Origin of the sequence: Euzebya rosea (assembly GCF_003073135.1) — a bacterium.
Lineage (GTDB): Bacteria > Actinomycetota > Nitriliruptoria > Euzebyales > Euzebyaceae > Euzebya > Euzebya rosea.
The window spans coordinates 1-13,775 of record NZ_PGDQ01000010.1 but is presented as its reverse complement, the minus strand read 5'-3'; the positions used below and the strand labels follow the sequence as shown (position 1 = coordinate 13,775).

Genomic DNA, 13,775 nt, shown 5'->3' with positions numbered 1-13,775 from the left:
GGAGGGAACTAGTACCGACGGGACGCGACAATGGTCCGAGCGGGCCATACGAAACGCGCCGAAACCCGTACAGACTGTCACGTATCGACCCGTCAACCACTCGGTCGCACGAGCAGGCGTCGGAGCCCCGCAACCCGGGACGTCCGGTCGTACCTGCCCTTCTCGTCGCCGTAGCCGCCATCGTCGTCGCCTCCGGGACGACGGCCATGCTGGGCATCCTCGTGGGAGCGGTGGGGACCGCCGGCCTGCTGCTGCGCAGGCACCTCCTCACCGACCGGCAGCTGGGTTCGACGCTCGCCGACCTCTCGCCCACCGGGTTGTTCTGGGCCGACGCCGACGGCCGGGTGCAGTGGCGCAACGACGCATGCCGCGCCCTCGTCGGGACCGATCCCCACTGGCAGTCCTGGTTCGAGCCGGGGGCGCTGCACGGGCTGACCGTCGACGACCACGTCGAGCGCGTCCTGGAGGTCACCGGTCCGACGGGAAGCCGGCGGACCGTCCGACTCGGGCTCGACCCGAGCGGCGGCGGCGTGGCCGGCTCCCTGGTCGACCTGACGGAGGTGGCGGTCCTGCAGGACACCCTGGCCCGACGCGAGTCGGACTACGAGATGCTCGCGGTGCACGCCTCCGACATCGTGGTGCGCACCGACCTGACCGGCTTGGTGACCCACGCCAGCCCGGCGCTGTACCGGCTGCTCGGGCACGGCACCGCCGGCGTGGTGGGCAGCAACCTGACCGCGATCGTCCATCCCGAGGACCGCAGCGGGATCGGTGCCGCCGTCGAGCAGGTCGTCGCCACGGGCGCGCCCCGAGCCATCACGGCCCGGCTGATCACCAGCGAGGGCCGTGAGGCCTGGGTCGACGTGACCGTCCAGCCGCGGTCCTCCCGCCGCGGCAACGAGATCCTCGAGCTCGACGTCTCCATGCGGGACGTCACGGATCGACGGTTCGTGGAGGAGGAGGTCGTCCGCAACGAGCGGCTGCTGGAGACCGTCACCGAGTCCTCCCCCGTCGGCATCTTCGCCCTGACGGGGTCCAACTGGACCTTCGCCAACAAGCGGCTGGCGGAGATCTCCGGACTCAGCCATCGCGACCTGCTGGACGGCCGGCTCTGGGAGTTCGTCCACCCCGAGGACCGGCTGCAGCTGGAGGTCGATCGCAGCAGCTGGACCGCGCAGGAGGTCGAGGCGTCCCACGGGTTCGTCGGCGGGTACTACCGGCTGGTCCGTCCCGACGACGAGGAACGCTGGATCCACCTGCGGATGGCGCCGGTCGCGGGATCCGACGGCCGCGGCTGGGTCGGGACGGTGGAGGACACCACCAACGAGGTCACCGCCCGACAGCACACGACGTTGCTGGCCACGGTCGTCGCCGGCACGACCGACCTCGTGGCCATCCTGAACCCCGACGGATCGGTGCGGTTCATCAACCCCGCCGGACGCGAGATGATGGGCAGCAACCGCACGGCGGATCTCGTGACGCTCCACGCGGGCCGTCTGTTCGGGCCGTCCGGGTGGAAGCGGCTGTGCGAGGTTGCGCTGCCCGTGGCCACGGCCCGCGGCTCGTGGTCCGGTGACGCCGAGATCGTGACCAGCGAGGGCGCCACCCGACCGGTGTCCCTCGTGGTCATCGCCCACCGCGATGCCGTCGGCCGCATCGACCGCCTCTCCATGCTGGCCAGGGACACCTCCTCCCAGAAGGCCGTCGAGCGTCGGCTGGCACGCGCCGCCTCCCACGACCAGCTGACCGGCCTGCCCAACCGGGCCCACTTCAACGAGGCGCTGACGCGAGCCATGGCGACCGCCTCGCACAGCGAGTCGTCGGTGGCCGTCCTGTTCTGTGACCTCGACCGGTTCAAGGGGGTCAACGACACCTACGGGCACGCGGCCGGCGACCAGCTGCTGCGCGAGGTCGCGATCCGCCTCGGCGGCATCCTGCGGTCGGGTGACGTCGCCGCACGGGTGGGCGGCGACGAGTTCCTGGTGCTCGCCTCGGACGTGGAGGATCCGTCGGCCGCGCTGCTGCTCGCCGAACGTATCCGCGGGGTGCTCGATGCACCGATCACGGTGGAGGGCAACGAACGCCAGGAGGTCCGGTTGTCCTTCAGCATCGGCGTGGCCACCAGCCGCCCCGAGGACAGCCCCACCGAGCTCATCTCTCGCGCCGACGAGGCCATGTACCGCGCCAAGGACCTCGGCAAGAACCGCGTGCAGATGTACGACGCCCGCGACCGACGGTCGAGCCCCGCGACGCTGGTCGCCGAGCAGGCCCTGCGCGTGGCGATCGAGACCGGCCAGCTCCGCCTGCGCTACCAGCCGGTCCTCGACCTCGTGACCGGACGGACGATCGGCTGTGAGGCGCTGGTCCGCTGGGCGCATCCCGAGCTCGGCGTGCTGTCCCCACGGGACTTCATCGACCTGGCCGAGGACACGGGCCTGATCCGGCCGCTCGGCTCCTGGGTCCTGGCGGAGGCCATCCGGCAGGCCGGCGAATGGCATGCCGACACGACGATGCCGCCGCACCTGAGCGTCAGCATCAACCTGTCGGCACAGCAGCTCGTGGACGGTGACCTTGCCGAGCGGACCGCCGCGATGATGAAGGCGATGCGGCTGCCGGCCGACTCGTTGTTCGTCGAGCTGACCGAACGTGCGCTGGCCACCGACGAGGCCGTCGCCCGAGCCGAGCTGAACGCGTTCCGTGAGCTCGGCGTTCGCGTGGCGGTCGACGACTTCGGGACCGGGTACTCCTCCCTCGCACAGCTGCGCCGGTTCCCCGTGGACGTCCTCAAGCTCGACGCGGCCTTCGTCCGTGGCCTCGGCACCAACCCGGCCGACGACGCCATCGTGGCCACCGTACAGGGCTTGGCCGATGCCCTCGCCCTGCGAACCGTGGCCGAGGGAGTGGAGACGGTCGACCAGCTCGACGCCCTTCGCAGCCTCGGCTGTCGGCTCGGGCAGGGGTACCTGTTCAGCGAGCCCTTGACGCCAACCGCCTTCGCCGCGTTCGCCAGGCGTGGCCCGGTGGAGCTGGTCTCATCCCGCCCAGGACCGGCCGAGCTCGACGTCGACGGCAGCGGGGACCTCGCCGAGGATCGCCGCGCCGGCCGCGAGCATCCCCTCCACCAGTAGGGCCGCAGCCTCCTCACCGGCCTCGGCCGGGGCCTCCACGACCAGCTCGTCGTGCACGGTGAGGACCAGCCCGATGGGGGCCGAGGGGTCGTCGCCGAACCGGTCACGAAGCCGTCGGTCCACCTCCGCGACCGCCAGCTTCGTCATGTCCGCCCCGGCCCCCTGGATCGGCGCGTTGCGGGCCAGCGTGCCGGCCTCGTGCAGGTGGCGGGCGCGACCGAGCGGGGTCCGCACGACGTGGTGGCGCCGCGCGATCGACTCGGTACGGCGCAGCCACGCCGCGACCGAGGGGTACCCGGCGAAGTAGGCGTCCATGACCTCCTGGGCCCGCTCGACCGTCGTGCCGGTCGAGCGCGCGAACCCCCGTGCGCCCATGCCGTACATCAGCCCGAAGTTGAGCGCCTTCGCCGCCTTCCGCTGCTCGTCGGTCACGTCGTCCACGGCGGTGCCGAAGACCGTGGCCGCCGTCTCGACGTGCAGGTCGGCGCCGCGCCGGAAGACGTCGGTCAGGGCCTCGTCCCCCGACACCGCCGCCAGCACCCGGAGCTCCTGCTGGCTGTAGTCGGCGACCGCCAGCACGTGGCCGGGTTCGGCCACGAAGCAGCGTCGGTAGACCGGGTCGGCGGGGATCTGGGTGAGGTTGGGGTCGCTGTGGGCGATCCGGCCGGTGCCGACCATCTGGCGCACCCGGGCGTGGATGCGGCCGGTCGCCGGGTGCACCGCTCGGGCCAACCAGTCCCCACCCCATCCCTGGACGATCTTGGCGGCCTGCCGGTAGGCCAGGAGGGTGGCCACTGCGGGGTGCTCGGCGTGGTCGCGCAGGACCGACTCGCGTGTCGACGCCACGTCGATGCCGACCCGCCGGAGCGCCTCGGTCACCTGCTCGGGCGAGTCGAGGTTGACCGGTTCGGGGCCGAAGAGGGTCCGGGGGGACTCCTCGGTCACCATCGCAGCCTGGGCGGCATCGTGCAGGGCCGGCAGCTGCACCTCGACGGTGGCGACGAGGTCCCGCCAGGCGTCGACGTCGATGGCGATACCCCGCAGCTCCATGGCGGCGAGTGGCGCCACGGCGTCGAACTCGCAGCGCGCCACATCGACCAGGCCGCCGGCGACCAGCTCGCGGGTCTGCTGGGCGAAGACGTCCCATGTCACCCGGGCGTCCTCCGCGGCGTAGTCGATCTGCGCCTGGGTCAGGCCCGCGTTGCCGAACGTGGTGCGGATCGACTTGTCCAGCCGACGGTCCAGGCGGTGGGCGGCGATCGCCTCGAGGCTGGCGCCGACCGGGTCGGGCACGGCGGCGTCCAGCAGCTGCTGGGACAGCATGGTGTCGGCGACCCGGCGCACGGTCAGGCCGGCCCGCCAGAGCATCCGCAGGTCGAACGCCGCGTGGTGGAAGACCTTGAGGATGCCGGGGTCGGCCAGCATGTCGCCGAGCGCGGCGACGTCGACGGCTGCGACGTCGAGGACCAGGACGGGCAGGCCCGGGTCGGCGGCCACCTGCACGGTCCGGAGGTCGTCGACCCACGGGTCCCAGCCGGTCGTTTCGGTGTCGACGGCAAGGAAGGGGGCATGCTGGGCGCGGGAGAGCCAGCCGGCCACGTCGTCGGCGCTGGTGGCCAGGATCACGTCATCCACGGCAACCACCCGACCCCGACCGGCGTCGGACCGTTCGACGGGCCTCCCGCCCCGCAGCCACGAAAGGACGTTGTCCCCCGATGACCGCTCCCCACACCCCTCCGCGCCGTGCTCGCCTGCTGATCGGGTCGCTGCTGCTGCTCGCCGTCCTCGCCGCCGGGTGCGCGTCCAGCGACACGGCTGGTGACGGGGACGACGACGTGTCGGTCTCCGAGTCGGCGACGTCGACGGCGCAGGCGCCCGCCAGCGCACCCCCCGAGGAACCGTCCAGCGAGGGCCCCACCGAGGACACCCCGGCCGATCCCCCGCCGGCCCCGGGCGCGCGGACGTACACGGGCACGTTGGGCGGTGGGGACATCGAGGGCGGCTGCTTCTGGCTGGACGGCGACGACGGCACCCGGTACGAGCTGATCGCCGGGACCCGCAGCGACGTGGCGATCGACCAGGCCAACCGGGTCATCGCCGACGCCGAGGGCAACGTGATCGCCAGGGAGGGCGACGCCGTGGAGGTCACCGGCATCGTCGACGAGGGGATGGCCACGTTCTGCCAGGTCGGGACCAACCTGGTGGTCGACTCCGTGTCAGCCGGCTGACCCGGCGGCGTCCTCGGGCGGATCGACGGGTCGTTCGGCGGACGGCTCGGTCGTGACCGGGTCGGCGCTGTCGGCCGCCTCCTCGCGGGCCGCTCGCCGCTTGGCCCGACGGGCGATCCGTTCCTCACGGGCGATGCGCTCGGCTTCCTCCGGGGTCGGGGCGGTGCCGCCGAGCCGCGCGGGGAGCCACCACCGGTCGCTGTCGTCGGCAGGTGCCTGGGGGTAGCGGTCCTGCAGGTCGACCACCATGTCGGTGATCGCGGCCATCATCCGCTTGGTGACGTCGCGAGGGTCCTCGTCTGGCTCGTAGGCGATCGGCTCGCCGTACTTGATGACGATGTGCAGTCCCCGCTGGACGTTCTTCTTGACCGCCTTGGTCATGATCCGCTGGCAGCCCCAGACGGCCACCGGGATGAGGGGTGCCCCGGCTCGCATGGCCATGCGAGCGGTCCCCGTCTTGGCCGACTTCGGCATGAACGACCGGCTGATCGTGCCCTCGGGAAACATGCCGACCAGCTGCCCCTGCTGCAGCCGCTGGTGGGCCTGCTCCATGATGTCGTTGACGTCGCCGTCGCGGTCCACCGGAAGGTGCTTCATGCCACGCATGAGGGGGCCCGACACCGGATGGTCGAACACCTCCTTCTTGGCGGCGAACCGCACGAGGCGCTTGCGCTCGCGAACGCCGTAGCCGACGAACACGAAGTCGAGGTAGCCGATGTGGTTGCTGGCGAGCACCGCCGGCCCCTCCAGCGGGACGTGGTGGGCGTCCTCGACGACGACCTTCCAGCCCATGACCTTGAACGTGCTGACGAAGATGCCGATGACGGGGGTGTAGACGGGCTCCATGGCCGCGCAGCGTACCGCCGGCGCGCGGACCGGCACGATCGGGGCCTGCCTCGTCCCGGCGCGAGGACGGGCACGATCCGGTGGACTCGGTGCGGTGGGCAGCGGCACGATCGGGGCCTGGACCACGGATGGGTGGGTTGGGCCCCGATCGGGGCTGATTGGCGCGGCCGGGCAGCGGCCACGATGATGGCTACTGACCGGTAGCCACGCACCAGGAGGCCCCCAGATGAGCAGCGAGCCGCGCGAGAAGGACCGTCCGTGGCTGATGCGGACCTACTCCGGACACTCCTCTGCCAAGGCGAGCAACGAGCTGTACCGCTCCAACCTCGCCAAGGGCCAGACCGGCCTCAGCGTGGCGTTCGACCTGCCGACCCAGACCGGCTACGACGCCGATCACGTCCTGGCCCGCGGTGAGGTCGGCAAGGTCGGCGTGCCCGTCTGCTCCATCGACGACATGCGCACCCTCTTCGACGGCATCCCGCTGGGCGAGATGAACACGTCGATGACGATCAACGCCACCGCCCCCTGGCTGCTGGCCCTCTACATCGCGGCCGCCGAGGAGACCGGTGTGGACCGGGCCGTCCTTCGCGGCACCACGCAGAACGACATCATCAAGGAGTACCTGTCCCGCGGCACCTACGTGTTCGGGCCGGCCGAATCCCTGCGCCTGACCGCCGACGTCGTGACGTTCACGGTCGACGAGGTCCCCAACTGGAACCCGGTCAACATCTGCAGCTACCACCTGCAGGAGGTCGGGGCCACGCCCGTGCAGGAGGTCGCCTTCGCCATGGCGACCGCCACGGCGGTGCTGGACGAGATCCGCTCCCGCGGGGTGGAGGGAGAGGAGCTCGGCCGCGTGTTCGGCCGCATCTCCTTCTTCGTCAACGCCGGGATCCGGTTCGTCGACGAGATCGCAAAGCTGCGTGCCATGTCCCAGCTGTGGGACGAGCTCGGCCGCGACCGCTACGGCGTGGAGAACCCCAAGTACCGGCGCTTCCGCTACGGCGTGCAGGTCAACTCCCTGGGCCTGACCGAAGCGCAGCCGGAGAACAACATCGCCCGGATCGTCCTGGAGATGCTGGCGGTCACCCTGTCCAAGGACGCCCGCGCCCGCGCCGTGCAGCTGCCCGCCTGGAACGAGGCGCTGGGCCTGCCCCGCCCGTGGGACCAGCAGCTGAGCCTGCGCATGCAGCAGATCCTGGCCAACGAGACCGACCTGCTGGAGCACGGCGACCTGTTCAACGGCTCCCACGTGATGGAGGCGCGGACGGCCGAGATCGCCGACGCCGCCCGCGCGGAGTACGACCGGGTCACCGAGATGGGCGGTTCGGTCCAGGCCGTGGACTACATGAAGGCCGAGCTGGTCCGCTCCAACACCGAGCGCATGCGCCGCATCGAGAGCGGCGAGCAGGTCGTCGTCGGGGTCAACGCCTTCACCGAGTCCGAGCCGAGCCCGCTGATGACCGGCGTCGACGGCGGCATCCTCAAGGTCGACCCGGCCAGCGAGGCCGAGCAGGTCGAGCGGCTCGAGGCGTTCCGCGCCGAACGCGACGACGACGCGGTCGAGGCCGCCCTGACCGAGCTCCGCCGTGCCGTGGCCGCCGGCGAGAACGTCATGCCGGCCTCCATCGCGGCCGCGAAGGCGGGGGTGACCACCGGCGAGTGGACCCAGGCCCTGCGCGACGAGTGGGGGACCTACCGCGGCCCGACCGGCGTCAGCGCCGCCGCCGCGGCCCCCGCCGAACGGGCCGACGCGCTGCAGGCCGCCCGCGAGGCGGTTGCCCGCGCCGAGCAGCGGGTGGGCGGCAAGGTCCGCCTGCTGGTCGGCAAGCCCGGGCTGGACGGCCACTCCTCCGGTGCGGAGCAGATCGCCGTCCGTGCCCGCGACGCCGGGTTCGAGGTCATCTACGAGGGCATCCGCCTGACCCCAGGCCAGATCGTCCGGGCGGCCGTCGACGAGGACGTGCACCTGATCGGGCTGTCGATCCTGTCGGGCAGCCACGGGGAGCTGATCCCCGAGGTGCTCGAGGGGCTGGCGGCCGAGGACGCCGCCGACATCCCCGTCGTGGTCGGCGGGATCATCCCGACCGACGACGCCGAGACGCTGCGTGCCGCCGGCGTCGCCGCGGTCTACACCCCCAAGGACTTCGAGGTCAGCCGCCTGATCGCGGAGATGGCCGACCTGGTCAAGGCCCGGTAACCCCTTCGAGGGGTTACGCCGCCGGGGCCAGCCCGGCGGCCTCGGCCAGCAGCGTGTAGGACCGTCGGTGCAGCTCGGCGTCCCACACGTGACCGGCGATCATCAGCTCGTCGGCGGCGGTGCGGTCCGCGAGGGCCTGCAGGCCCTTGACGACGCGATCCGGGGTGCCGACGACCCAGGTGCTCATCACCTTGTCGGCCACCGCCCGCTCGCGGTCGTCCCACGGATGGGCCAGCGCCTCCTCGGGGCTCGGCAGCGGGCGCAGGTCGCCGTTGCGCAGGCGGACCATCGACAGGGCCCCTGACAACGCCATGCGCTGGGCGTCCTCGTCGGTGTCGGCGCAGACGACGGTGACCGCGACCATCGCGTACGGCTCGGCCAGGTCAGCCGAGGGGCGGAAGGACTGGCGGTAGGCCGCCAGCGCATCGTCGAGCGCGTCCGGGGCGAAGTGGTAGGCGAAGGCGAACCGCTGGCCGAGCAGCGCCGCGACCTGGGCGGAGAACGTCGAGGACCCCAGCAGCCACAGCGGTGGACGCAGGCCGGCACCGGGGACGGCCTGCATGCCCTCCAGGTGGTGGCCGCGGGGGAAGTCGCCGTCGAAGAACCGCACCAGCTCCTGGATCTCCTCCACGAACCGTTCACCCTGCGGGGCCGCCTCGTCGCGACGCAGCGCCCACGCGGTTCGGGGATCGGTGCCCGGTGCCCGGCCGATGCCGAGGTCGATGCGCCCGGGGTGGAACGCCTCGAGCGTGGCGAAGCGCTCGGCGACGATCAGCGGGGCGTGGTTGGGCAGCATGATCCCGCCCGATCCGACCCGGATGGTGGCGGTCGCCTGGGCGAGGTGCGCCATGACCACGTCGGTGGCCGAGGAGGCGACGGCCGGCATGCCGTGGTGCTCGGCCACCCAGATGCGGCTGTAGCCGAGGGCCTCGACGTGCTGGGCAAGGGCGACGGACCGGCGGAGGGCGTCGCGTTCGGAGCTGCCGCTGGCCACGGTGGCCAGGTCCAGCACGCCGAGGGGCACGCCGAGCTCGGCGGAGGGGGTGGGGTCAGGTGTCATCACGGTGTGCCCAACGCAGGGCGGGACGGCTGGTGTTCCCGACCGGCGGATCAGGTCCGGGCGCCCGGCGGCAGCTCGGCCTCGACCGGGTAGCCGGCGACCTCCAGCTTCTCGACGAGCTCGAGGATGTGGTCGTGGCCGCGGGTCTCCATCTCGATCTGGACCTCGACCTCCTGCACGCCGAGCTTGGTGTTCAGGCGGTGGTGCTCGATGCCGATGACGTTGGCCCGGTGCTCGGCCAGCAACGTCAGGAGCTTGGCGAGGACACCCGGCTGGTCGCCGACCCGCGTGGTGACCACGAGGTAGCGGCCCTCCTCGTACATGCCGGACTGGATGATGCGGTTCAGCAGCAAGGGGTCGACGTTGCCGCCACACAGCAGCGCGACGGTGGGCTCCAGCGTCTCGACCGCCCCGTCCAGCAGGGCGGCCAGGCCGGCGGCGCCGGCGGGCTCGACGACCTGCTTGGCACGTTCGACGAGCAGCAGGATCGCCCGGGCGATGGCCTCGTCGCTGACGGTGACGACCTCGTCGACCAGCTGCTCGATGTGGGCCAGGGTCAGCTCGCCCGGCCGCTTCACGGCGATGCCGTCGGCGATCGTGGACACGCTGTCGAGGGTGACCGGGTGCCCGGCGTCCAGGGATGCGCGGGTGCTGGCGGCGCCGGCCGGCTCGACGCCGATGACCCGGACGTGGGGAGCGGTCGCCTTGATGGCGGCGGCGATGCCGGCGACCAGGCCGCCACCACCGATCGGGACCAGCACCTGCGCCATGTCGGGGGCCTGGGCCAGCATCTCCAGGCCGAGGGTGCTTTGTCCGGCGATCACGTCGGCGTGGTCGAACGGGGGCACGAAGGTGGCCCCGACCTCCTCGCAGTGGGCTCGGGCTGCGGCCAGGGCCTCGTCGAAGTTGGCGCCGGTCAGCACCACCCGGGCGCCGTAGCCACGGGTGGCCTCCACCTTCGGCAGCGGTGCGTCGGCCGGCATGAAGACCGTGGACTCCACACCCATCCGTGTCGCCGACAGCGCGACGCCCTGGGCGTGGTTGCCGGCGCTCGCGCACACGACCCCGGCGGCTCGTTCGGCATCGGAGAGGCAGGCGATCCGGTTGGCGGCGCCCCTGATCTTGAACGAGCCGGTGCGCTGCAGGTGCTCGCACTTCAGCAGGACGCGCCCGCCGACCATGCTGCTGATCGCGCGGGACTCCTCCATGGGCGTGGTCTGCACGAGGGGCGCGATGCGGTCAGCGGCGGCGCGGATGTCGTCGATGTCGACGAGGGCTGGGCTGGTCATGATGCGGGGATGGTACGGCGGTCGTCGACGTCGGCATGGGCCCGTCCGGTCGCCCCGGCCCCGGACCCCGGACCCCGGCACAATGTGGGCCGTGACCACTCCTCCCAGCTCCCCCGCCCAGAACGGCCGCCGGTCCGACGACATCCGCACCACCAGCGGTCGGACGTTCGTGGTGATGTCCATGGTCTTCCTGCTGGTCCTGCTCGTGGTGCTGCTCGTGGTCTCACCGCGCCTGCAGGACCAGCTCGGCATGGGCGGCAGCCGTGGGTTCAGCGCGCCGGAGAACCCGGTCGAGGTCACGCTGGAGCTCGGCGGCGAGGTCGTCGGCGTGGCGGTGTGGGACGCGGGCGGCGTCTGCGCGGAGGTCGAGGACGGCACGGGGACGACGTACCGAACGTGCGCCGAGCCCGATCCGCTGAAGCCGATCTGGGCGATCGACGCCCCCGATGACGCCGACCCGGGTTACCTGCTCGTCGCGACGCCGCCGGACGTGGTCAACATCGAGGGGCGCACGACAGCCGGCGAGACCTTCGGCATGCTGACCCAAGCTCGCGAGCTCCCTGCCGCGTGGGCGATCGTCCCGCTGCCCGACGGCGCCGTGGTGGACACCATGACCGCGTTCGGGGTCACCAACTCCGACCTCGGCAACGCCGAGTGCGGCGTGGACACCGGTGCGACGGGCGGCGCGGAACGCCTCGGCGGCGGTTGCGTGGTCCCCCAGCAGGACTGACCGCTAGTCCGGGATGGGGTCGTCGCTGGGTCCCGGACGGCCCGGTGCCTGTCGCCGACGCCCGCGGGTGTGTCGGCCCGTGACGCGCCCGTCCTGACGCCTGGCAGGCATCGCGGGTGGTGGGTCGACGACGTCCACTGCTGGCTCCCGAGCGTCCGTGGGACTCGCATCGACTGGCGCGTCCTCGGCTGTCGCCGGCCCGCCGTCCGGCCCGGGACCCGGCGCCGTGGACTCGGCATCGGTCGGGGGGGACGGGGGGTCCGTGGCTGCGATGGCAACCGCGTCGGGGTCCACCAGCGGTTCGTCGCTCGCGGAGGGGTCGGACCCGGTGGGGACGGGGGACGGCCGGCCCATGGGATCGTGCTCCGGCGTCGGCCGGCCGGCGACCGGATCCGCGGTGGGTTCGACCGCAGCGGCACCTCCCTCGACGACCAGCCCACCGTCGGCGACGACGGTCATCGTCACCGTCGCGGAGTCGCAGAACCCCTGCACGTCACACACCCGGTACCGGAATGTGTCGACACCGACCCAGCCCCCCTGCGCGGTGTAGAGGACGCTGCGGTTCGGCTGCACCACGGTCGTGGCCCGGCCGCTCGACGGCGGCGAGACGATCGTGACGGTGGCCAGGGTCAGGCTGCCGTCCGGGTCGTTGTCGTTGCTCGTGACCACGACGGTGTGCGGGACGCCGGTGGTCGCACCTTCGGCGTCATCGACCGCCACGACGGGGTCGCCGGCGACCACCGTGACGTCGACGGTCGCGGAGTCACACCATCCGTTCTCGTCGCACACGGTGTAGGTGAAGGAGTCGGGACCGGTGTAGGTCGGGACCGAGGTGTACTCGACCCTGCTCCCGACCCGACGGGTCGTGCCGTTGGTGCCGTCGGTGGGGACCAGCGTGCTGTACTCGAAGGGCAGGCCGGGTGCGAGGTCGTTCGCCAGCACCGATATCGGGGCCTTGATCCCCTGCACGACCGTCGCGGTGTCGTCGTTGGCCACCACGGCGGCCGCACCGAGGTCCTCGACAACCACGATGGTCACCGTGGCGGTGTCGCAGAGAGCGGCGGTGTCGCAGACCCGGTACGTCATCGTGGTGGGTCCCCTCGGCGTGGTGTCCGATGGTGTCCAGAGGATGGTGCTGCCGCTGACGCTGGCCGCGCCGGTCGAGGGGGGTGACACGATGGCCAGCGTGGCTGCGTCGAGGTCGCCGTCGGGGTCGGTGTCGTTGGCCAGGACGGGCACGGGGTGGTCGACCGTTCCGCGCTGGATGGTCCCGCCGTCGTCATCGACGGCGGTGGGCGGGCTCGACCCGTTCGGGGCCACCGTGACCTGCACCGTCGCGGTGCTGCAGTCGCCGAGCAGGTCGCACACCGTGTAGTCGAACTGGTCCGTCCCGGTGAAGCCGGACGTGGGGTCGTAGCTGACCTGGCCACCCACGATGGTCGTGGCGCCGTTCGTCCCGTCGGCCGCGGAGAGGCTGTTCGGGTCGAGGTCGCCGTTGGGGTCGGAGTCGTTGGCCAGCACGTCGATGAGGACGCTGGTGTTGCGCATCGTCGCCGCGGTGTCGTCGACCGCGTTGGGGGGCGAGGCGGCCGGCGTCACGTCGAGGGTGACGGTCCCGGTGTCGCAGGTGCCGTCGGCGTCGCAGATCCGGTAGTCGAAGGCGTCGGTACCGACGAACCCGCCAGCCGGCGTGTAGCGCACCTGACCGCCCACGACCACCGCCACGCCGTCGCTGGGCGGACTGGACACCGCCAACGTCGTGTCGTCGATGTCGCCGTCGGGGTCGGTGTCGTTGGCCAGCACGTCGACCAGCACCGGGGTGTCCTCAACGGTGCTGGCGGTGTCGTCGTTGGCGGTGGGGGCCGTACCGGTCGGGTCGACCGTGACCTGCACCGACGCGGTGTCGCACGCCCCAGCGTCATCGCAGATGGTGTAGTCGAAGAGGTCCACCCCGACGAAGGAGGCCGACGAGGTGTAGCGCACCTGCCCGCCCACGACCGACGTGGTCCCGTTGGGGGCAGGGTCCACGGTCAGGCTGGCCACGTCGATGTCGCCGTTGGCGTCGGTGTCGTTGGCCAGCACGTCGATGTCGACGGGGACGGCCCGCAGGGTCGTCGCCGTGTCGCTGTTGGCGACGGGCGGCGCGTCGGGCAGGACCACCGTCACCGTCACCCGCGCCGAGGCGCAGGTGCCGTCGGCGTCGCAGATCCGGTAGTCGAAGGCGTCGGTACCGACGAACCCGCCAGCCGGCGTGTAGCGCACCTGACCGCCCACGACCACCGCCACGCCGTCGC

The 13,775-nt window shown here is 72.2% G+C and carries 9 protein-coding genes; 4 read left to right on the top strand and 5 right to left on the bottom strand.

Going from position 1 to position 13,775, the window contains the following annotated elements; translation table 11 throughout:
- Positions 1–206: 206 nt before the first annotated feature.
- On the top strand, positions 207–3,128 hold the full coding sequence (locus tag CUC05_RS14240; protein ID WP_108666791.1) for a sensor domain-containing protein: 2,922 nt from the start codon (positions 207–209) through the stop codon (positions 3,126–3,128).
- Here the strand turns inward: CUC05_RS14240 and CUC05_RS14235 are convergent.
- Positions 3,033–4,763 (bottom strand): DNA polymerase, encoded by a 1,731-nt coding sequence (locus tag CUC05_RS14235; RefSeq protein WP_170128019.1) that lies wholly within the window; start codon positions 4,761–4,763, stop codon positions 3,033–3,035. The genes CUC05_RS14240 and CUC05_RS14235 overlap by 96 nt on opposite strands.
- Positions 4,764–4,843: 80 nt before the next feature.
- On the opposite strand from CUC05_RS14235, the gene CUC05_RS14230 reads away from it, so the two are divergent.
- Positions 4,844–5,356, top strand: coding sequence for a hypothetical protein (locus tag CUC05_RS14230; protein ID WP_170128018.1), 513 nt, complete (start codon positions 4,844–4,846; stop codon positions 5,354–5,356).
- Here the strand turns inward: CUC05_RS14230 and CUC05_RS14225 are convergent.
- Positions 5,345–6,202, bottom strand: coding sequence for a lysophospholipid acyltransferase family protein (locus tag CUC05_RS14225; RefSeq protein WP_108666788.1), 858 nt, complete (start codon positions 6,200–6,202; stop codon positions 5,345–5,347). The genes CUC05_RS14230 and CUC05_RS14225 overlap by 12 nt on opposite strands.
- A 226-nt stretch (positions 6,203–6,428) precedes the next feature.
- Here CUC05_RS14225 and CUC05_RS14220 point away from each other — a divergent pair, with 226 nt between their 5' ends.
- On the top strand, positions 6,429–8,402 hold the full coding sequence (locus tag CUC05_RS14220; RefSeq protein ID WP_108666787.1) for a protein meaA: 1,974 nt from the start codon (positions 6,429–6,431) through the stop codon (positions 8,400–8,402).
- 13 nt (positions 8,403–8,415) lie between these two features.
- Here CUC05_RS14220 and CUC05_RS14215 read toward each other — a convergent pair whose 3' ends face one another.
- Positions 8,416–9,462: an LLM class flavin-dependent oxidoreductase gene (locus CUC05_RS14215; protein WP_108666786.1), complete on the bottom strand. Its 1,047-nt coding sequence runs from the start codon at positions 9,460–9,462 to the stop codon at positions 8,416–8,418.
- A 50-nt stretch (positions 9,463–9,512) separates the two neighbouring features.
- On the bottom strand, positions 9,513–10,751 hold the full coding sequence (gene ilvA / locus CUC05_RS14210) for a threonine ammonia-lyase (RefSeq protein WP_108666785.1): 1,239 nt from the start codon (positions 10,749–10,751) through the stop codon (positions 9,513–9,515).
- A 91-nt stretch (positions 10,752–10,842) separates the two neighbouring features.
- On the opposite strand from ilvA, the gene CUC05_RS14205 reads away from it, so the two are divergent.
- On the top strand, positions 10,843–11,481 hold the full coding sequence (locus tag CUC05_RS14205) for a hypothetical protein (RefSeq protein WP_157965568.1): 639 nt from the start codon (positions 10,843–10,845) through the stop codon (positions 11,479–11,481).
- Positions 11,482–11,484: 3 nt separating this feature from the next.
- On the opposite strand, the gene CUC05_RS14200 is transcribed toward CUC05_RS14205, so the two are convergent.
- The coding region (locus tag CUC05_RS14200; protein WP_114476320.1) for an Ig-like domain-containing protein at positions 11,485–13,775 on the bottom strand (2,291 nt) is incomplete at its 5' end.

What these genes read in the sequence shown, in the direction of transcription:
- CUC05_RS14220 (WP_108666787.1), top strand. Translation starts at nt 6,429, where the DNA reads ATGAGCAGCGAGCCGCGCGAGAAGGACCGTCCGTGGCTGATGCGGACC.
- CUC05_RS14225 (WP_108666788.1), bottom strand. Translation starts at nt 6,202, where the DNA reads ATGGAGCCCGTCTACACCCCCGTCATCGGCATCTTCGTCAGCACGTTC.
- ilvA (WP_108666785.1), bottom strand. Translation starts at nt 10,751, where the DNA reads ATGACCAGCCCAGCCCTCGTCGACATCGACGACATCCGCGCCGCCGCT.
- CUC05_RS14230 (WP_170128018.1), top strand. Translation starts at nt 4,844, where the DNA reads ATGACCGCTCCCCACACCCCTCCGCGCCGTGCTCGCCTGCTGATCGGG.
- CUC05_RS14240 (WP_108666791.1), top strand. Translation starts at nt 207, where the DNA reads ATGCTGGGCATCCTCGTGGGAGCGGTGGGGACCGCCGGCCTGCTGCTG.
- CUC05_RS14215 (WP_108666786.1), bottom strand. Translation starts at nt 9,462, where the DNA reads ATGACACCTGACCCCACCCCCTCCGCCGAGCTCGGCGTGCCCCTCGGC.